At 61.4% G+C, this 18,920-nt stretch carries 16 protein-coding genes; 4 read left to right on the top strand and 12 right to left on the bottom strand.

Annotated elements, in window-relative coordinates; all coding sequences use genetic code 11:
* The first annotated feature begins 90 nt into the window (after nt 1–90).
* Nucleotides 91–1,293 (top strand): ATP-binding protein, encoded by a 1,203-nt coding sequence (locus RX717_RS02575; protein ID WP_054327472.1) that lies wholly within the window; start codon nt 91–93, stop codon nt 1,291–1,293.
* A 216-nt stretch (nt 1,294–1,509) separates the two neighbouring features.
* Here the strand turns inward: RX717_RS02575 and RX717_RS02570 are convergent, their stop codons facing one another.
* The 3 genes from RX717_RS02570 to RX717_RS02560 form a co-directional block, all read right to left on the bottom strand.
* The gene (locus RX717_RS02570) at nt 1,510–2,979 is read right to left on the bottom strand and encodes a S1C family serine protease (RefSeq protein ID WP_054327473.1); all 1,470 of its coding nucleotides are present in this window, start codon (nt 2,977–2,979) and stop codon (nt 1,510–1,512) included.
* A 149-nt stretch (nt 2,980–3,128) separates the two neighbouring features.
* Nucleotides 3,129–4,580 (bottom strand): HAMP domain-containing sensor histidine kinase, encoded by a 1,452-nt coding sequence (locus RX717_RS02565; RefSeq protein WP_107631041.1) that lies wholly within the window; start codon nt 4,578–4,580, stop codon nt 3,129–3,131.
* A 3-nt stretch (nt 4,581–4,583) separates the two neighbouring features.
* Nucleotides 4,584–5,264 (bottom strand): response regulator transcription factor, encoded by a 681-nt coding sequence (locus RX717_RS02560; protein WP_054327475.1) that lies wholly within the window; start codon nt 5,262–5,264, stop codon nt 4,584–4,586.
* A gap of 163 nt (nt 5,265–5,427) precedes the next feature.
* On the opposite strand from RX717_RS02560, the gene tsaA reads away from it, so the two are divergent.
* Nucleotides 5,428–6,108, top strand: coding sequence for a tRNA (N6-threonylcarbamoyladenosine(37)-N6)-methyltransferase TrmO (tsaA, locus tag RX717_RS02555; protein ID WP_107631042.1), 681 nt, complete (start codon nt 5,428–5,430; stop codon nt 6,106–6,108).
* Between the two features lie 57 nt (nt 6,109–6,165).
* On the opposite strand, the gene RX717_RS02550 is transcribed toward tsaA, so the two are convergent.
* Together RX717_RS02550 and RX717_RS02545 are read right to left on the bottom strand one after the other, a co-directional pair.
* On the bottom strand, nt 6,166–8,040 hold the full coding sequence (locus tag RX717_RS02550; protein ID WP_054327476.1) for a DUF4914 family protein: 1,875 nt from the start codon (nt 8,038–8,040) through the stop codon (nt 6,166–6,168).
* Between the two features lie 258 nt (nt 8,041–8,298).
* Nucleotides 8,299–9,480 carry a metallophosphoesterase gene (locus RX717_RS02545; protein ID WP_107632143.1) on the bottom strand — a complete coding sequence of 394 codons (1,182 nt, stop codon included), beginning with the start codon at nt 9,478–9,480 and terminating at the stop codon, nt 8,299–8,301.
* 60 nt (nt 9,481–9,540) lie between these two features.
* Here RX717_RS02545 and RX717_RS02540 point away from each other — a divergent pair, with 60 nt between their 5' ends.
* Nucleotides 9,541–11,235 carry a DUF975 family protein gene (locus RX717_RS02540; protein ID WP_316960537.1) on the top strand — a complete coding sequence of 565 codons (1,695 nt, stop codon included), beginning with the start codon at nt 9,541–9,543 and terminating at the stop codon, nt 11,233–11,235.
* Between the two features lie 3 nt (nt 11,236–11,238).
* Here RX717_RS02540 and RX717_RS02535 read toward each other — a convergent pair whose 3' ends face one another.
* From RX717_RS02535 to RX717_RS02510, 6 genes are all read right to left on the bottom strand, one after another.
* Entirely contained in the window at nt 11,239–12,024 is a 786-nt protein-coding gene (locus RX717_RS02535) for a TIGR00282 family metallophosphoesterase (RefSeq protein WP_107631044.1), read from the bottom strand.
* Nucleotides 12,025–12,234: 210 nt separating this feature from the next.
* Nucleotides 12,235–12,762 carry a dihydrofolate reductase family protein gene (locus tag RX717_RS02530; RefSeq protein ID WP_054327481.1) on the bottom strand — a complete coding sequence of 176 codons (528 nt, stop codon included), beginning with the start codon at nt 12,760–12,762 and terminating at the stop codon, nt 12,235–12,237.
* 108 nt (nt 12,763–12,870) lie between these two features.
* Entirely contained in the window at nt 12,871–13,830 is a 960-nt protein-coding gene (locus tag RX717_RS02525; RefSeq protein ID WP_054327482.1) for a ribose-phosphate diphosphokinase, read from the bottom strand.
* A 36-nt stretch (nt 13,831–13,866) separates the two neighbouring features.
* Complete coding sequence (locus tag RX717_RS02520) at nt 13,867–15,117, bottom strand: DapH/DapD/GlmU-related protein (RefSeq protein ID WP_147574187.1); 1,251 nt, start codon at nt 15,115–15,117, stop codon at nt 13,867–13,869.
* Nucleotides 15,118–15,362: 245 nt separating this feature from the next.
* Nucleotides 15,363–15,806, bottom strand: coding sequence for a NifB/NifX family molybdenum-iron cluster-binding protein (locus tag RX717_RS02515; RefSeq protein WP_107631045.1), 444 nt, complete (start codon nt 15,804–15,806; stop codon nt 15,363–15,365).
* Complete coding sequence (locus RX717_RS02510) at nt 15,803–16,621, bottom strand: P-loop NTPase (RefSeq protein ID WP_054327485.1); 819 nt, start codon at nt 16,619–16,621, stop codon at nt 15,803–15,805. Before RX717_RS02510 ends, RX717_RS02515 begins: the two co-directional genes overlap by 4 nt.
* Nucleotides 16,622–16,734: 113 nt before the next feature.
* On the opposite strand from RX717_RS02510, the gene RX717_RS02505 reads away from it, so the two are divergent.
* Complete coding sequence (locus RX717_RS02505; RefSeq protein ID WP_107631046.1) at nt 16,735–17,238, top strand: superoxide dismutase family protein; 504 nt, start codon at nt 16,735–16,737, stop codon at nt 17,236–17,238.
* 686 nt (nt 17,239–17,924) lie between these two features.
* On the opposite strand, the gene RX717_RS02500 is transcribed toward RX717_RS02505, so the two are convergent.
* Complete coding sequence (locus tag RX717_RS02500; RefSeq protein WP_054327487.1) at nt 17,925–18,917, bottom strand: ATP-binding protein; 993 nt, start codon at nt 18,915–18,917, stop codon at nt 17,925–17,927.
* Nucleotides 18,918–18,920: the final 3 nt, after the last annotated feature.

Below are 18,920 nucleotides of genomic sequence, written 5' to 3'. Positions count from 1 at the left end.
GCATAGTCTATTCTCATGCTATGTTGAAAAAGCCGCCGAAGTGTGTTATGCTGGAACCGATCGAAAAAATACAGTTTGGAAGTGAAACAAATGGAGCTTTCTATCCTTTCGCTGCGCGTGCGGGCGCTTTCCGTGCTGCGCGGCCTGCAGCGGCACCCGTTCGTCTCGTCCTACCTCGCGGTCTTTGACGCGCTCAAGACCGACGACGCGGATTTCGCGCGGGCCTACGGCGCGCTGTGCGCCCAGATCTTCGCCTGCGGCGACGTCAACCGCGCCATGCTGGACGCGGTGCATTTTGATGTCAACACCATGACCGATACGCTGGCCGCGCCCTCCGCCACCCTGCTGGGCGCGGCCACGCACGATATCCAGGCGCTCAACGCCCTGCTCGCCCTGGACGGCAATACGCTCAAGTCCGCGGCCGCCGGCGTGTACCGCATGCCCGCGCTACGCGACCTGCCGGATTATCCGGCCGCCGCTCCCCTGCCGTTCCGCGACGGGGCGGCGCTGGCCAGCTTTTACCGCGCGCAGGGCTACGGCTTTTTCGCACAGGCCTCCGCTTTCGCTGTACAGGATGACGGTACGGTGACGCCGATCGGGCATCCGGACGCCATCCGCCTGCGCGACCTGCCCGGCTATGAGCGCCAGAAGCAGCAGATCCTCAAAAATACCCGCGCGTTCCTGGATGGTCGCGAGGCCAACAACATCCTGCTCTACGGCGACAAGGGGACGGGCAAATCCTCTACCGTCAAGGCGGTGGTCAACGAATACGCCGAGCGCGGCCTGAAGATCATCGAGATGTCGCCGCGGCATATCGCCTGCTTCCCGCGCATCTTCGCGGACACGCTCCGTTCCCCGTTCCGCTTCATCGTATTCCTGGACGACCTCTCCTTCAGTCGGGAGGACGACAACTTCGCCGCGCTCAAGGCCTTTATCGAGGGCGGACTGGCGGGTAAGCCCTCCAATCTGGTCATCTATGCGACCAGCAACCGCCGCCACCTGATCCGCGAGACCTTCGCGGACCGCGAGGGCGACGAGGTGCGCGTGCGCGACAGCCTGGAAACCGTGACCTCGCTCTCCGACCGCTTCGGGCTGGAGATCACGTTCTCCGTGCCGGACAAGGACGAGTACCTGTACATCGTCGATCAGCTCGCCGCGGAGAACGGCCTGGCGCTGTCCGGCGAGCAGCTTCACCTGCTGGCCGAGCGCTTCGCGCTGCGCCGGAACGGGCGCTCCCCCCGCACGGCGCGCCAGTTCATCAGCCAGCAGCTCGCGGAGCAATACGAAAAGTAACCGCACACAAAAAACGCACCGCAAGGCGCGCATCAAACAGAAAACAGGCCGCAGAAGCGGCCTGTTTTCATAAAAGCCGAGGACAAGCGCCTCGGCTTTTATACCAGTGTGGAGTAAGGCTTCGCGCGCTGCGCGCGCCGGAGCTTTGGACGCATCCGCGGCCGCGCCGCGGTGCGTCCCACCTCACTGAAATCCGTATGCGTTCAGTGAGGTACGTTACCAGCCGAAGAACGGAAACGGGCTTTGGTAATACTGCGAACCATCATCCTGCTGGCTCTGCGCGTCCTGCGCAGCCGGATCCTCGCCCTCCAGGTCGTGCGCGTCCATCAGTGTGATCGTGACGTTGAGCCGTTTGCCGGTCGAAATGCGGTAAACCGTCAACGTGATCTTGTCGCCTGCCTTTTTGTCTTCCTTGACTTCATTCACGTCGTCCATGGTCGGGGTAGGCGTACCATCCACCGCTACAATGACGTCACCAACCTGCAGCCCCTCGTCGGCCGCCTTGGCGCGCGAGTCGATCGAGTCCACCTGCACGCCCGCGATGCTACCGTCCGCGGATTCCACATTATATCCCGAAATGCCGATGGACGGACGCCCCGCGACATAGCCGTTGACAATCAGCTCATCGACGACCTCCTTGGCCATGTTGATCGGGATGGCGAAGCCCATGCCCTCGATCGACGCCTCGCTGAACGCATTGCTCGAAAGCTTGGCAGAGGTAATGCCGACCACCTGCCCGTATTTGTTAATCAGCGCGCCGCCCGAGTTGCCCGGGTTAATAGAAGCGTCGGTCTGGATCAGGGTCATCACGCGGTCGTTGATGGTCACGTCGCGGTTGATCGCGGAAATGCGGCCGCCCGTGATCGTGTTGGCAAACTGCACGCCGCCGGGCGAACCGAGCGCGTACGCATATTCGCCGGGCTGCAGCTCATCCGAATTGCCGAACTCGGCCGCCGTAAGCGTCCCGTCCGGCTCCACCTTGAGTACCGCCAGGTCGGTCTGCTCGTCCGTGCCGATGATCTCGGCCGGCATCTGCGTCCCGTCGCTGAGTTGGACCATCACCTGCTCCGCGTCCTCGACAACATGGTTATTGGTGATGATGTACCCGTCCTCGCTCATGATAACGCCCGACCCGCTGCCACCGGTCGCAATGACCGATACGATCGACGGGCTTACTTTTTTGTAGATCTCCTCGCCCGCCAGACCGTTGACCACGTCGTAATTATCCGGATCGTATTCCGGCGTGTCGGATATCTGCACGGTGGGCATGCTGCCCGCCGTGGTGCCGCCTCCCGCAGGCGCGCCGCCGTTATTGGAAACGATATGCCCGATCACCGCACCGCCTGCAAACAGCAGGCAGGCCGCCGCGACGCTGCACAGGCCGATGACAATGCCCTTCCCGCGCCCTTTCTTCTTTTTCGGCGGCTGCGGCTGGCCGGCCGGTTCGGCATGCGGCGCCTGGTATGGGGCCTGGTACGCTGGATGCTGCACCGGCGTCTGGTACGGAGTGCGCGGTTCTTCGGCGCGCGGCGCGCCGGATGCCTGCGGCTCTTCCCGCGGCGTCTCCTGCGTTCCCTGAGCCGGCTGTGCTGGCGTTTCATTCTGCGGCTCCATAACGGGCTGCTGCGGTTCAGTATGGTCATCGCCGCCCGGGGCCGGCGTATAGTTGTTATTGAAGTCGTCCATTGTAATGGCCTCCCTATCGGTTTTGTGCTTTCATTCTAACCCGCCATTGTGGCAGTTTGTTGAAAACAATATGAACAAATCATGAATTCGGCCCCGTGTGCAAAAAACGGCGGAGGACCGGCCGGTCCTCCGCCGCTGCGCGCAGCGCGTCATTGTTTGCTGCCCGGCAGCTGCGGCGGGGCCAGCGGCAGCGTAAACGAGAACTCGGTTTCCCCGTCATCCGAACGGACGGAAATCTCCCCGCCGTGCAGGTTGATGATGTTTTTGACGATATACAGCCCCAGCCCCGCCCCTGTCTTGTCCAAGGAGCGCGAGCGGTCGGCCTTGTAAAAGCGGTCGAACACATGCGGCAGCTCCTCCGCCGAAATACCCGCGCCCGTGTTGCTGATGGAAAAGGCGCAGAACGTCCCCTCCGGATGGGCGCGCAGCGTGAGCCGGCCGCCCTCATTGATGAATTTGACCGCGTTGTCCACCAGGTTATATACCACGCGGTACAGATGGTCGCGATCACCCATGACCATCAGCCGGTCGTCCAGCTCGCACGCTACGTCGAGCCGCTTCTTTTCAATCTTCTGCTCGAACGAAAGGATGATCTGGCTGGTCATCTCGGAAAAATCGAACGGCGCGGGCGCAAGCAGCAACTCTCCCGACTGTATCTTGGCCGCATCCAGCATGCGGTTCACCATGCGGGACAGGCGGCGCGTCTCCTCGGCAATGATGCGCAGGTATTTGTCATGCTGGTCGGGGGGGATGGTGCCGTCGATCATCCCATCCACAAATCCGCCGATCGTCGTCATCGGGGTCTTGAACTCGTGGCTGACGTTGGAGATGAAGCCGCGCGTCAGCTCCTCGAGCTGGTTCAGGTCGCGCGCCATGTTATTGAACGACACCGCCAGCTCGTCTATCTCATACGAACGGTTGTCCTCTGGCACGCGCACATCAAAATTGCCGGCCGCGAATTCCTTCGCCGCCGCCGCGATCACCTTGAGCGGGCGGGTGACATGCTGCGAAATGATAAACGAAATAATCAGCAGGACCACCAGCGTAATCAGCAGGATCAGCACCAGGGTCTGTGTGGAGTGGCGCACCACGCCCGCGGTCTCCGGGTCCTGCGCGGAGACAAACACCAGAGCGGTAATCTCACCCGTCTCATTGATCACCGTCGTACCGACCGTATAGCTCGACGCCGCGGTCAGCACGCCGAGCGACCCGACCGCGGCATACGTGCCGGATGTGCGCACCTGGCTGGTGACCTCGGGCGGAATCATATAGCCTGGCATGGTGTAGGCCGTTCCATCCGGCGCGGCGGCCATCTGGATGATACCGTCCTCATCCGTGACCAGCACGGTGATGGCGTCCTCCTTGGCAACGCGCGCGATCGAAAGGATGTAAAACTGCTCGAACTCCTCCGAGGTGCTGCCGCGCAGCAGCTCGGTCTGCTCCGCGATGCTCTTCACGGTCGTGCGCAGCTCGGTCTGCTTGGCGGAAAGCGCGTAGTTGCTCATCTGATAGTAAAACACACCGCCCGCCATAGCAAACGCACATACGATCAGCACCAGGTGCGTCACATAGTTTTTAAAAAAAAAGCTGTGTCTGCCCATCGCTTACTCCTTAGTCTCGAACTTGTATCCCACGCCCCAGACCGTTTTCAGCTCCCATTTATCCGAAACGCCCTCCAGCTTTTCGCGCAGGCGCTTGACATGTACATCCACCGTGCGGGTATCGCCGAAGTAATCGAAGCCCCACACATCGTCAAGCAGCTGCGCACGCGTAAACACGCGGTTGGGGCTGGACGCGAGGTAGTACAGCAGCTCGATCTCCTTGGGCGGCGCGTCCACACGCTTGCCGCGGATGACCAGGTCATAGGCCTGCTTGTCGATCACCAGGTTGTCGAAAGACAGCTTCTCCGGCGCGTCATCCGGCGCCATGCGGCGGAACACCGCGCGCACGCGCGCGATGACCTCGGGCATTTCAAGCGGCTTTACGATATAGTCGTCCGCCCCCATCTCCAGACCGGAAACGCGGTCCGCGGTCTCGCCCTTCGCGGTCAGCATGATGATCGGCACATCGCTTTCCGCGCGGATCTCCTTGCAGACGGCCCAGCCGTCCATCACAGGCATCATCACGTCGAGCAGCAGCATGTCCGGCTTTTCGGACTTCCACTTTTTGATCCCCTCAACGCCGTTTTCCGCTTCTATCACGGTATAGCCCTCCCGCTCCAGATAAAGACGGAGCAGCTCGCGGATATTCGCTTCATCTTCAACAATCAATATCTTTTTGGGCATTGTTCTCCCCTGCTTTCCGATAGTATGCTTCCATTATACTGCTTTCCATTCGAAAAAGCATTAACAATCTGTAAAAGACTGCGCGGACCCTCCGCCGCCGGATTGCGCCGGCGCCGCGGGCATGCTATACTGGACACAACCCCAAAGCAGAGGAGCCACCCCCATGTCACATCTCATCCCCATGCACATCATCGCGCGCATCCGCAGCGACTTCCCCACCAAGTTCGGCATCCCGCGCCAGAGCGGGCTGGCGGACACGCCGGCCCGCATCGTATTCGAGCCCCCCTACCGCAACGCCGACGCGCTGCGCGGGATCGACGGTTTTTCCCACCTGTGGCTGATCTGGCAGTTTTCCGAAGCCATGCGGGAGGGCTGGTCGCCTACCGTGCGCCCGCCCAAGCTCGGTGGCAACCGGCGCGTCGGCGTATTCGCGACGCGCTCGCCGTTCCGGCCGAACGCCATCGGCCTTTCCTCGGTTCGGCTGGAGCGCGTCGAGCCGTGGACGCCGGACGGGCCGGTACTCCATGTGTCGGGCGCCGACCTGATGGACGGCACGCCCCTGTTGGATATCAAGCCCTACCTCGCCTACACGGACGCGCATCCTGAGGCTTCGAGCGGCTTCGCCTTGCCCACGGACGCCGTGCAGGTTTCCTGCCCGCCCCGCCTGCTCGACAGCCTGCCCGCCGGCCGGCGGCAGTCCCTGCTTGCGGTGCTCGCGCAGGACCCGCGCCCCGGCTATCAGGACGAACCTGGCCGCGTCTACGGGTTCCCGTTCGCCGGCTTCGAGGTGCACTTCACCGTGGAGGGCGGCGTGCTGACCGTGCTTTCCATCACACCCACTTAAAAAACCGCTCAGGGAATCCCCCTGAGCGGTTTTGCGTTATTCTTTCCGCCGCGCGGATCAAAGATTGGTCGGGGTGATCGCTTCGTAGTCCGCGAGCGTGCCGCCGTTCATGAAGCAGTCGATGATCTGCTTGCCGCGCGGATCGAGATCCGGCGTATCAAACTTGGCAACCTCCTTGCGGAAGAAGTCGGTCAGGATCTTCGCGCCGGCATCGTAGCCATCCTCGCCCACACGGTCCTGGGTATCGACGCGCAGGTACTTGGAGCGGATGCGCTGGCCGTCGATGGTCATATCCTTCATCGCGTAGCCAAGCAGCGGGCAACGCGCCGGCTCGAGATGCTCGCGGCGGATCTTCGCGCCGCCGTGGCGCGCCAGGTACTCGCGGCTGATCCACTCGGCCGCGAAGCCGACCTTGTACACGCCGATATGCTGGTTCGGGATCAGCACATAGCGGGTGTTCGGGCTCTTGAGGATCTGGTCGAGCAGCAGATTGGCCTGCTTGACGCGCAGACCGGTGGCAAACGGCCAGTAGGAGCCGACGCCCTCGCTCTTCAGCTCGTTGCCGGTCACAATGGACGGGTTGTTGAAGCCGCGCGGCGCGACCAGGCGCCACAGCCAGGCGAGTGCGGGCGGGATGATATGCATCATGCCCATGATGCCGTAGTTCGGGTTCTCGCGGGTGGAGGGGGGCATGCGCACACCGAACGAGCGCACGTCAACCTCTACCGGCTCCTTGACGATATGAGGGATATCCCAGCGCGGCACGATCGCGCGCGGGTTGGAGCAGGGCTTGCCGTTGGAATCGAGCGTATGCTCCCATATCAGCAGGGTCGCGCCCGCGTGGCCCTCCATGTTGAAGAAGCAGAGCGGCTCCTTCGGCTCGGTGCAGATGCGCTCGTATACCGGATCGCAGCCGTAATGGGTCACGCCGTCCATGCGGAGGAACCAGCCGTCCTCGCCGTCCACCAGGACGAGCTTGCCGGAGTTGTTCTGGACCGCCGGATAGCAGGTCGCCATATCGTCGCACACCGGCTCGATGGCACAGGTCTGTCCCATGTTGAGGTAGGTTTCCTCGCCGGTCACAGTGTTCTTGGAAAGCAGCACACGGTTGTCCGGCTCGCGGGCAATGTCCTGCAGCATCTCGCTCTTGCCGCCGCCGGACGCGCCCTCGTGCATAATAACCATTTCGTTCTCATACGGCGTAACCAGACGGCCGCAGGAGGTGTGGCAGGTAGTCCAGCCCTCCTGCTCGCCGATATCGAGCAGCACGGAGTACACGCCCTTTTTCGCGGACGGGCCGGGATACAGGTTGTAGGAGAACACCTCGTGGCAGTCGTCCAGACGGTTGTGTACAACGACCTGCTTGCCCTCGAAGTGGGTGTGGCGGAACGGGGGCGCGACGTAAACGATCGCGCGCGGCTTATAGCCCTCGGTCTCCTCAGCGTTAACAAAGCCCTGCAGATGTGCCAACGCGAACGCGAAGAACGCGCACGGCTTGGGGCAGACCAGCATGGAGCCGTAGCCGTAGATATTGCCGCCCGAGTTAAACGGCATGAGGATAAGCTCCTGCGTCTTGAACCACTCCATGGTTTCTTTCCGCAGGTCGCTGAAGGGATAGCCGTAAACGTCGGCGAAACGCTTTTTATCGGTCGGCTTATCGTCGGCGATGCGCATGCAGTCCGGCTCGCGGCGGCGCATGTAGTCCTCCACAAAGTTGACCGAAGCGCCGTTCTTGCAGCGGGTCACGTCCGCTTCCTTCACCGGACCCTTGCCCGGAACGTCGAACACAACGTCATATACATCGGCTTTGTCCGGACCGAACACCATGTCGTACAGCTCCGCCTTGCTGGTTGGCACGGATACGCCCTTACAGTTTTCGATGACATCGGTCAGTTCGTCTGTAAAAGTAAATTTTTTCAGCAACTGGTTCATCTGTTCTTTTCCTCCTTTCACACCGTTTTCCGGCGGTTTCCCACGCGCTCGATCGGTGTGCCATACACGGCTTCGACAATTTTTTCACATAATTTGCCAAGGCCTATTGTAGTTCATTTATAGCATACATCAAAACCTGGGGCGCCGTCAATAAATTTTCGAATTTTTGCAAGCTTTCTCTCAAGTTCTTGCACTATGTACAAATTCAGCGTTCCATTTTCGTGTGTTTCCCTCATATGGACACCTGTATTCCGTGCATTATCCCCCAAAATGCACACTGATTTTTACGACCTCGCTTGCCGTACCGACCCGCATATCCGGTCCCCACACCCCTAAACCGGACGTGACAATCGAAAACATGTCCTTTATTTGCACCATTCCGCAGGGATTTTCCCACAAAAAACCCATGATCAGGTTGCTGGGAAACACCTGTCCGTCATGCGTATGTCCGGACAAATCCAGATCAAAGCCCGCCTCGGCCAGCGCCTCCAGCTCCTTCGGCTGATGGTCGATCACGAAAGCGGGCTTTTCTGGTTCGAGCAGGCCAGCCCATTCTGCAGGACTGAGCCGTTCATCCCCCAATTTCCTGTCCCGCGAAGGGTCCTTGCGGCCGACGAGCTGGACGCCGTTTTTTAATGTAACTTTTTCATCTTCCAGCAGATTTATCCCCGCGCGTCGCAGGAAACCGGCCATTTGGGGGTCGTTTTTCTCCTCATCCTCGGTGTCCCAGGTAAAGCCCGCCAGGATCGGCTCAGACAGGTCGTGGTTGCCCCAGCATGCATAAGCGCCGTATGTGCTATGCATGGAAGCCAGCGCCGCCGCGATGCGGTCAGGCTCCGGCACGGCTTCGTATTCATTGTCAAAGATATCCCCCGCGACCACGATCAGGTCGGGCTGCATATCGTTCACCGCCTGCGCTGCCCGCTCGATATAGGCAGGGTCGGTGCTGTAGCCGAGATGCAGGTCGGCCAGCAGCGCGACGGTCATGTCTTCCCCCGCGCCCTCCAGCGTGACCGCATACTCCGTCACGCGCAGCGTACGGGCGTTGGCCATGCCGTACAGGCACACCGCGCACACCAGCGCCAGGGCGGCGCCGCCCTGCACCTGCCGCACGCGCTGCATTTGCGCGAAGTCCCTGCGCTGGATGCGGCGCAGGCAGGCCAGGAGCGCCTCCACCGCCAGCACGGCAAGGAGGAGGTACAGCATCCAGCCCAGCCAGTAATTGCTTACCTGCTTGAGCAGCCGCCGCAGCGCGGGCGGGGACTGCACCAGAAAGCCAGTCAGCGGGGTCAAGGCGGCAAAGCTGTAAACGGCCAGGAACAACACGCGGAACGCCCGCGTGCCGAACACCCGATGGCACGCACCCGTCCATCGCAGCACCCAGCGCGCCAAAAATACATTGACGAAACTATAAAAAGGTGCGAGAATAAAGGCAAGCATTGTCAAAACTCCATCATAATTTGTCAAATTCACAAAAAACAAAAAGGGAAAGCAATTTTTATGTGGCAACGAAAAGAACTCAAGCGGCGCGGTAAGCGGCAGTTTTTGCGGAACTGGGCCGCTACGGTCGCAGTATGCTTTATCCTCGCCTTCACGGGCGCGGAATTTGCGGGGTCGGCGGATTTCATCGGCCAGTTTGACCCATCCGCCATGCTGCCGGACGACCAGGTCGCGATCCAGGCGGCCAGCCTGTCCAACTGGGAGCTGCTGCTCGAATGGCTGCGCATCGACCCGATGGACGGCACGCCCCCCATGTGGGCCGCGGCTGACCAGAGCCTCGCGCCGGCCTTTGATACACTTACCGCGCCGTTCTCCGCGTTTTTTGCGCTGCTCGAGCGCTCGCGGTTCGCAGGCTGGCTGGATATCGCGCTGGCCGCGCTTGGCATCGCAGGCGGGCTGTGGTTCTCCATCTGGGTACTGAGCGCAGTCAGCGTGGGCGCGCGGCGCTTCCTGCTGGAAAGCCGCGTGCGCGACAATATCAGCATCGCTGCGATGTTCACGCCTTTCCAGCACGGCTGCTGGCGGAACGTGGCAAAGGGCATGTTCCTGCGCTCGCTGTTCCTGCTGCTGTGGGCGTGTACCATCGTCGGCTTTCCGGTCAAGCTGTACTCCTACCGCATGGTGCCGTATATCCTGGCGGAAAACCCGCAGGCCAGGCCCGCCGAGACGCTCCGTCTGTCCCGCCAGATGATGCGGGGCAATAAATGGCGCTGCTTCGTGCTTGACCTGACGTTCTACCTGCACTGGACCTTTTTACCTCTGCTGGCCTCCACCGTGCTCGGAACGGCCATCGGCCTGGCGACCGGCGATGTCGCGCTGTGCCAGTCGCTCGCGGCGGCAGCGGCCGGACTGCTGTCCCTGCTGTTCGTCAACGGCTACCGCTCCGCCACCGACGCAGGCCTGTACGCCGCACTTCGGCAGGCGCAGCTTGACGCGGGCACGCCACTTTCCGCCCTGTTTGTGGTCCCCGCTTTCGGCGAGACGGCGCCGGCGGGCGAAAAGCCCCGCCTGCCCGACGCGGACGTGCGCCTACCGGAGGATCCGGTGTTCCACTACGCCCAGCGTCACAAGCTGGACTATAACCGGCATTACGGCCTGCGCACGCTTATCCTGCTGTTCTTCACTTTCGCGTTCATCGGCTGGGTCTGGGAGGTCGCGCTGCACATCGTCACCAAGGGCATGTTCGTCAACCGCGGCACGATGCTCGGCCCTTGGCTACCCATCTACGGCGCGGGCGGCGCGCTCGTGCTCCTGCTGCTGAAAAAGCTGTTCATCCGTCCGGTGGCGACCTTCCTGGTCTCCATGGTGCTTTGCTCGGTCATCGAGTATTTCTCCAGTTGGTATCTGGAGGTCACCAAGGGCATCCGCTGGTGGGATTACAGCGGCTACTTCATGAACCTGAATGGCCGTATCTGCCTGGAGGGCGCGGTGATCTTCGGCCTGGGCTGCTGCGCGGTCGTATATTTCGCCGGTCCGTTGCTCGGCGGGCTGCTCGACCGGCTCTCCCCTGCCCGGCAGAACACGCTGTGCGCCGTGCTGCTTACGCTGTTCGTGGCCGACCTGGCGTACTCGCACTTCCACCCGAACGCGGGCGAGGGCATCACGGACTATAACGACTGGCAGCAGGACGCCGCCAGGGACGCCCTGCTGCCCGAAGCTGCAAACGATTCTGTAACCGCCATCCTGTCCGAATAGCCCTTAGCGGACGGCCCACCGTTCCCATACGCGGGCGACGGACGCGCATCTGCCGTCCCGTCCGATCGTAAAGACCGCTCCCGAAAGCGCACAGTCGCCGGGGGCGGTTTTGAAATATTCAGTCAGGTCGCCGCGGAACATGGCGACCGACTGCTCCACGCACACCCCCAGCACGGACACGACCGGACCGGTCATGCCGATATCCGTGATATAGCCCGCGCCCTTGGGGTTGACGCGGTTGTCCGCGGTCTGCACATGGGTGTGCGTCCCCCAGACCGCGGCCGCGCGCCCATCCAGATAATAGCCCATGGCGAGCTTTTCGCTGGTGGCGTTTGCATGGATCTCGGCGAGCGCGATATCGTACTGTCCCGCCGCCTCGCGCAGGATTTTATCCGCGCACAGGAACGGGTTGTCCGGCCCGTAGTGCATATCGCAGCGGCCGATCAGGTTCATCACGAGCAGGCGCAAGCCCCGCGGCCCGTCGAAAACGCCCCAGCCTCGCCCCGGGCTCTGCGGGGCGAGGTTGGCCGGACGCAGCACGTCCGGATGCTCATCCAGATAGGGCGCGATCTGTTGCTTGGAAAACGCATGGTTGCCCAGCGTGATGATATCCGCGCCCGCGGAAAAAATATCGTCCGCCTGCTTTGGCATGATGCCGCGCCCTGCGGCGTTTTCACCGTTGACAATGACAAAATCCGCCCCGTGTTCCCGTTTGACGCGGCGCAGCAGGCCGTGCAGGGTATCGATCCCCGCCTCGCCGACCACGTCGCCAACCGCCAATACTTTCATTGCTTCACCTCTTGTTTGTTTTTCGCAGCTGCGCCACAATATCATACAGAGAAATGTCCCAGCAGCGGCTCCCTCCGGTTGTTTCCGTCTCCTCCTGCGAGCATTCCGCTTGGATGCGAATTGCTTTGAGCTTTTCTCCGAATGTCATCACCTCGCGTCCGGCATACCAGCCGGACGCTTTTGTCCACTACGGTGCGTTGCACCGGTATTTTACCCCATCGCCGGCTCATAGATCAGCTCTGCGGCACCGCCCACCTGCCGCACGGAAACCAGACGCAGGCGCTGCGCCCGCCCCTCGGGAAACAGCCGGATGCCACCGCCCAGCAGGACGGGCAGCACGGTCAGGTGCCAGCGGTCGACCTCGCCCGCGTCCGATGCCGCCGCGATCAGCGCCGCGCCGCCGCACAGCCAGATCCCCCTGCCAGCCTTTTGCTTTTCCGCATGCAGCCAGGCCGCCAGCCCGCCCTCAATACGGCGCGCGTGAGGCAGCGGGCCGTTTTGCTGCGTCCAGACCCAGCAATCCAGCCCCTCGTACGGCCACGCGCCGGGCGAGAGTTCTTCCGCGACCTGGCGGTAGGTCCGCCCGCCCATCACGACCGTGTCCACGCTCTGCACAAACGCCTCGTAACCTCTGTCCTCCTGCTCGTCTGCAAACGCGCCCAGCCAGCCCACGCCGCCGTCTGCGTCCGCGATATATCCATCCAGGCTGACCGCCAGATAGGCAACCGCTTTCCGCATATACGCTCCTTTCTTAAAAAGGAGGCGGACAACCGACTGTCCGCCTCCCCCATTCTCATTTCAAGCCGCAGCCTGCGCGGCATTTTTAACAAAGGGCCGCCCCGCTGCTCAGTCGAAGAGCGTCGATACCGATACTTCCTCGTAAATACGCGCGATCGCCTCAGTAAACACTGGCGCCACGGACAGGACGTTAATCTTGTCCAGCTTTTTCTCGCTCGCCAGCGGGATGGTATCCAGGATCGCCAGCTCCTTGATCGGGCTGTCCTTGATGCGCTCGATCGCGGGGCCGGAGAGCACGCCGTGCGTGGCGCAGGCGTACACCTCGGTCGCGCCACCCTTTTCCACCAGCGCGTCCGCCGCATGGCACAGCGTGCCGGCGGTGTCGATCAGGTCGTCCACCAGGATACATTTCTTCCCCTCGACGTTGCCGATGATGTTCATGACCTCGGACACGTTCGCCTTGGGGCGGCGCTTGTCGATAATCGCAAGCGGCATGTCCAGCTTTTCGGTGAATTTCCGCGCGCGCGTGACCGAGCCGAGGTCGGGCGAGACGATAACCGTATCGTCCGTGCCGACGCCGAACTTGCCCGCGATATACGGGATGAGTACGGAGGAGCCGAGCATATTGTCCACCGGTATGTCGAAAAAGCCCTGGATCTGCGCCGCATGCAGGTCCATGGTCAGCACGCGGTCCGCACCCGCGGCCGTGATCAGGTTGGCCACCAGCTTGGCGGAGATCGGGTCGCGTGCCTTGCTCTTACGGTCCTGCCGCGCATAGCCGAAATACGGGATGACCGCCGTGATGCGGCCCGCGGACGCGCGCTTGCAGGAATCGATCATGATGAGCAGCTCCATCAGGTTGTTGTTCACCGGACCGCAGGTGGACTGCACCAGGAACACATCCGAGCCGCGCACCGATTCCATAATGGACACCGAAATCTCCCCATCCGCAAAGGTGGAGATCAGGGATTTGCCGATCGGCAGGCCGAGCGCCGACGCGATCTGCATGGCGAGCGCCGGATGCGAGTTGCCGGACAGGATTTTAATGTTTTTTCCGTGAGAAATCATTCGATTTGCCCCTCCGTCATATTTTTTATGTCTGTTTTATTGGTCCTTTTCTTTTTCGTGCGCCGCGCGGCGGCGGTCGTTCCATCCCTCGAGCGTAGTCTGCCGCGCGCGCGCGACCGCCAGCGCGCCATCCGGCACGTTTTTCGTCACCGTGGTGCCGGCCGCGGTGAACACGCGGTCGCCCAGCGTGACAGGCGAAACCAAGTTGGTATTGCAGCCGATAAAACAGTCGTCCCCGATCACGGTCTGGTTTTTGTGATATCCGTCGTAATTGACAACCACCGTGCCGCAGCCGAAGTTGACCCGCTCGCCGACGGTCGCGTCGCCGATATAGGTCAGGTGCGACACCTTGGTGCCGTTGCCGATGGAGGATTTTTTCAGCTCAACAAAATCCCCGATGCGGCAATGGTCGCCCACCACGCACTGCGGGCGGATATAGGCGAACGGGCCGACCGTGGCGTGCGCGCCGACCGTGGACTCGTACACCTGGGAATTGTTGACCGTGGTACCCGCGCCGATCTCCGCTTTTTCCAGAATGGAATTCGGTCCGATGACCGCACCCGCACCCACCTTGCAGCCCGAACGGATATGGCAGCCGGGCAGGATGGTGGCGCCCGGGGCGATCTCAGCGTCCGGCGCGATATAGGTGTTCGCGGGGTCGAAAATCTGCACGCCCTGTTCGATCAGGCCGAAGTTGACCTGATTGACCATGGCTCGGAACGCGATAAACGCCGAGCCCCCGTCGCGGATCTCAACAATCTCGTTTGTGACCGCAACGCCTTTCTGCGCGCCCGCGGCGACCGCCGCGGCGACCAGGCTGTCCAGCGAATCCGAACCCGCCGCCAGCGCCTTCTGCAGCACCTCATAGGCAAATACCGCCACAACGCAGCGCTCGTCGTGCGGGAGGGGCTGCCCCTCCGCGTCAAAGCCCTGCTGCTCGGCGGCCAGCACGCTCACGCCATAGCCGGCGGCCGTATGCGTCTGCACCAGATGGTACAGCGCATCCTGTTCAGTCAGGGCAAACGGCGCCGCGATCACCAGCACATGCCCGCATGCGGGCAGCGCTTTTAGCGCGGCAAAACGGCCGTCCTCCTGCGCCGCGACGCACACTGTCCCCGCAACCTGCGGCTCGCCTTCTCCCTGCACGAAAAAGCGCGCACCCACCGCGTCGGGCAGATAGGCGCTTACCGCATCCCCCGCCGTGCCGAACAGCACCGGACGGGCGTAGGCCGGAACGCCATCCTCGTCAAACAGACCGCCAACCAGGGCGGCGGAAATATCCATCATCCTGAAAATCCTTTCGTTCTGGGCGCAATCGCCCATTTTTCAGTTACACGAGTATTATACAACACTCCCGTGCAAATTGCATCGGTATTTTTGGAGAAAAATACGATTTCCCCCGTCCGTTTTTGCATCCCTATGCCCGATGCACGCCCATGCCGATGCCAAACCCTCGCACCGGGCGGACCAGCAGCGCGAACTCTTTTTCATCTGAAAAAACGACGCGCCCCAAGGAACACGCCGTTTATGCCTTATTCCCCCGCTTCCTCCGCGGGTATCTGGCGGAGGATCTCGATCGGGCCGCAGCCCGCGCACTTCGCACAGTCGTGCATGCACGCCATCGGATCGTCCGGATCCTCCTCACGGCCGATCTCCAGCAGGGTCGGGTCGCCCTGTTTTTCGCCCACCAGGAACTTGGCGACCGCTTCTTCCGCCGCTCCCTCGCAGCCCGGCACAAGCAGCACGCCGATCATCTCCAGCGCGTTGCGCAGCGCAAGGCCGAGCGCGCCGCAGATCAGCACGTCCACCTTTTCCATGCTCACCATTTTGATCAGGTCGGTCGTATTCCCGCCTTCCACCGCGGCAAGGCGCTTGCCTGTCGGGTTCCCGTCCTCCGCAGAAACAATCAGGAACGTGCGGCAATCACCCAGATTGCCCGCGATCCGCCCGTTTTCATATGCTACGCCGATGTTCATCGGATATCCTCCACCGCTTTCAGCGCGCCGGCCAGCTCGTCCGGCAGCTTAGCGTCCTCTATCCTGCCCGCGTCGACCGCTGCGGCGAGCTTCGGGTCGATAGGCAGCTTGGCCAGCACGGGCAGCCCGTACTCCGCCGCAACCGCGTCCACACGGCTCTCCCCAAACACCGGAATATGCTTGCCGCAGTCCGGACAGGCGAGATAGCTGTAATTCTCGACCACACCGATCAGCGGAATATTCATCATCTTTGCCATTTTGACCGCCTTGCCCACAATCATCGAAACCAGGTCCTGCGGCGAGGTGACGACCAGAATGCCGTCCACCGGCAGGGACTGGAACACGGTTAGCGGCACATCGCCCGTGCCGGGCGGCATATCGACGAACAGGAAATCCACGTCGTCCCAAATCACATCTGACCAGAACTGCTTGACCGTTTCCGCGATGATCGGCCCACGATAGATGACCGGATCATCCTCGTTCGGCAGCACCAGATTAATCGAGATCATCTGCACGCCGCCTTCGCTGCGCGCGGGCAGGATGCCCTCCTCGCAGCCCTCCAGTTTGTCATGCACACCGAACGTCTTGGGAATGGACGGCCCCGTAATGTCGGCGTCCAGAATTCCACAGGTATAGCCCCTGCGCGTCATGCCGACCGACAGCATCGAGGTCAGCAGGCTTTTGCCTACGCCGCCCTTGCCGGAAACGACGCCGATCACCTTTCTGACCGTTGCCGCGGGATTGGCCGCGACTTTGAGGCTCTTTTCGCCGCCGCAGCCCGCGGAGCAGGAATCGCAGTTATGCGAACAACCCATAGTTAACAACTCCTAACATATCTTTTCTTGCCTGATTTTTAGTATACCGCATCCCCGCGTCTTTCGCAAGGGCAATCGCAGCCGCATAGGATGATTTACGGAGGGAATCAACCATGAAACAAACCAATTCACAATATTTTGCCTCGGTCATCCAAAACCGGCTTCCGGACGCGGCCGCCGTGCTGCAGGCCGCGCCGGACGGGAGACGCATCGAAGGCACCGTTTCGTTTTACCAGACGCCGCAGGGCGTGCTGGTCACAGCCGCCGTACGCGGCCTGCCGGTCACGCGCATGGCCTGTGCGCAGCCCATTTTTGCGCTGCACATCCACGAGGGCTCGTCCTGCACCGGCAACGCTAGCGACCCGTTTGTCGGCGCGGGAACACACTACAATCCCGCCGGATGCCCGCACCCCTATCACGCGGGCGACCTGCCGCCGCTGTTTGCGGACCTGACCGGCTTCGCATGGATGGCTGTGCTGACCGACCGCTTCCGCGTGCCGGATATTCTCGGCCGGACCGTTATCGTACACAGCCAGTCGGACGATTTCACGACCCAGCCTTCCGGCAACGCTGGCGCTAAAATCGCGTGTGGTGTAATCACGCCGACCAGGCGTTAGCCCTGCAAATGGAAAGCGCCGCTGCCTCGTTGGGGGAAACGAGACAACGGCGCTTTGCCAGTTCACTACACAGATTCAAAAAAAGGGGGTAAAAGAGAAATAAAAAGATCGGTAGGCTGTCAGCTTCGGGATTGCGGCTTCCCTTGCTGACGTATTCAGTATACCGCGCTTTGCCGCGGAATGTGTGAATAGATTTTGAACAGGCTGTGAAAGATTTTTGGCCGTCCGTTCCAGCGCTTCCAGTAAACGGGAAACGCCCGGCCTCCATGGGGGAAATGGAAGCCGGGCGCAGCCGTTGCTCTCAAAAAGAGGATAAAAGAAAAGATGAAAGAAAGGGGAAATAGGTGTAATAAGAGGTTGTCTTCCAGGAACGTTCCAATTCCTTTCGACGGTTATAGTATACCGCAGCCCGCGCCCGAATATGTGAATAACTTTTGAACAGACTTTAAAAGGTTTTTTACAAAGCGCTTCCTCTGCGGAACGGGAAAAAGCCCCGGTTCCATGGGGGAAACGGAACCAGGGCTTTTTCGGTCATTTCACAAAATAAAGGGGGGTAAAAGAGAAATAAAAGATCGGTAGGCTGCTTGTCGATTCGGGATTGCGGCTTCCCTTATCGACATGCTTAGTATACCCCATTTCCCCCGCGAATATATGAACAGAATTTGAACGTCCTGTGAAAGAATTGTTTACATTTTCTTTTTCAGCAGGCGGATGTCGTCCCCAAAAAAGCGCAACGCCATAAATTCCCCCAGCAGGCGGGAGGCTACGGCGGGCGAATACTTCTCGCCCAGCGTTTCCGGCAGAAGGTTGGTGTTGACGATCATCGGCCGCTTAGCCATCAGGCGGTTATTGATCAGGTTGTACAGCGCGGAAACCGTGAACGCCGTCCCCATTTCGGTCCCCATGTCATCGATAATCAGCAGGTCCGCGCGCTCATATCGCGCCGCGCGCTCTGCGGCGGCCTCCCCGTCGCCGTTGCCGAATTTGATCGTTTCATAGGCCGCGACAATGTTGATCGCCGTGTCATACGCCACAGAAAAGCCGCGCGCGGACACGGCCTCCGCAATGCAGGTGGATAAAAACGTCTTGCCCAGGCCGGTCGAGCCGTACAGCAGCAGGTTGGGGGAATCCTTTCCGAACCGCGCCGCGTATGCCTTACATTCGTCCAGGTTATATTCCATATTTTCGCGCGGGGACAGGCCAAGCCGCGCATCCGGACGGGTGGAATAATACGCCATATTGAATTTTGCAAAATTCTGGTCCTGGATCGGCAGGATATCGGACAGCCGCTCTTTGAGGAGACGGGCGTACCGCTCCCGCACGCAGGCGCAGACCGCGCTGCCCGCGTAGCCCGTGTCCCCGCAGGCCGCGCACATCGGCTTGTCCGTCAGGTAATCAGCCGGCAGGCCGAGTTGTTGCAGCAGCGCAGCCCGTTCCTCCTGCAGGGCAAGGTTTCGGACGCGCAACTGTTCAATCGCGGCAGAGGGATCGCCGCCGGATTCGAGCGCGGCCCTGAGTACGGCCGCGGCGGTCGTACCCAGCTCGCGGTCGATCGCGCGGACGCGCGGCTCGCGGGCGTATATCTCGCGCCGACGCGCCTCTAGCTCGCCCGCACGGGCGGCGCGGTCGCGCTCCAGCTCGCGGCGGGCGGCGGCGAGGACCTTTTTATCATATGCCATAGA

Origin of the sequence: Intestinibacillus sp. NTUH-41-i26 (assembly GCF_032769475.1) — a bacterium.
In the GTDB taxonomy this organism is placed as follows: Bacteria; Bacillota; Clostridia; order Oscillospirales; family Butyricicoccaceae; genus Agathobaculum; species Agathobaculum ammoniilyticum.
Note: the sequence above shows the minus strand (reverse complement) of the source record. Positions and strands in the feature narration are given on the sequence as shown.

Excerpts from the sequence above, each read along its gene's own strand:
- RX717_RS02565 (WP_107631041.1), bottom strand. The coding sequence starts at position 4,580 with ATGGGCAGACACAGCTTTTTTTTTAAAAACTATGTGACGCACCTGGTG.
- RX717_RS02540 (WP_316960537.1), top strand. The coding sequence starts at position 9,541 with ATGTGGCAACGAAAAGAACTCAAGCGGCGCGGTAAGCGGCAGTTTTTG.
- RX717_RS02520 (WP_147574187.1), bottom strand. The coding sequence starts at position 15,117 with ATGATGGATATTTCCGCCGCCCTGGTTGGCGGTCTGTTTGACGAGGAT.
- RX717_RS02505 (WP_107631046.1), top strand. The coding sequence starts at position 16,735 with ATGAAACAAACCAATTCACAATATTTTGCCTCGGTCATCCAAAACCGG.
- RX717_RS02525 (WP_054327482.1), bottom strand. The coding sequence starts at position 13,830 with ATGATTTCTCACGGAAAAAACATTAAAATCCTGTCCGGCAACTCGCAT.
- RX717_RS02510 (WP_054327485.1), bottom strand. The coding sequence starts at position 16,621 with ATGGGTTGTTCGCATAACTGCGATTCCTGCTCCGCGGGCTGCGGCGGC.
- RX717_RS02535 (WP_107631044.1), bottom strand. The coding sequence starts at position 12,024 with ATGAAAGTATTGGCGGTTGGCGACGTGGTCGGCGAGGCGGGGATCGAT.
- RX717_RS02560 (WP_054327475.1), bottom strand. The coding sequence starts at position 5,264 with ATGCCCAAAAAGATATTGATTGTTGAAGATGAAGCGAATATCCGCGAG.
- RX717_RS02530 (WP_054327481.1), bottom strand. The coding sequence starts at position 12,762 with ATGCGGAAAGCGGTTGCCTATCTGGCGGTCAGCCTGGATGGATATATC.
- RX717_RS02575 (WP_054327472.1), top strand. The coding sequence starts at position 91 with ATGGAGCTTTCTATCCTTTCGCTGCGCGTGCGGGCGCTTTCCGTGCTG.
- RX717_RS02570 (WP_054327473.1), bottom strand. The coding sequence starts at position 2,979 with ATGGACGACTTCAATAACAACTATACGCCGGCCCCGGGCGGCGATGAC.
- RX717_RS02550 (WP_054327476.1), bottom strand. The coding sequence starts at position 8,040 with ATGAACCAGTTGCTGAAAAAATTTACTTTTACAGACGAACTGACCGAT.
- RX717_RS02500 (WP_054327487.1), bottom strand. The coding sequence starts at position 18,917 with ATGGCATATGATAAAAAGGTCCTCGCCGCCGCCCGCCGCGAGCTGGAG.
- RX717_RS02545 (WP_107632143.1), bottom strand. The coding sequence starts at position 9,480 with ATGCTTGCCTTTATTCTCGCACCTTTTTATAGTTTCGTCAATGTATTT.
- RX717_RS02515 (WP_107631045.1), bottom strand. The coding sequence starts at position 15,806 with ATGAACATCGGCGTAGCATATGAAAACGGGCGGATCGCGGGCAATCTG.
- tsaA (WP_107631042.1), top strand. The coding sequence starts at position 5,428 with ATGTCACATCTCATCCCCATGCACATCATCGCGCGCATCCGCAGCGAC.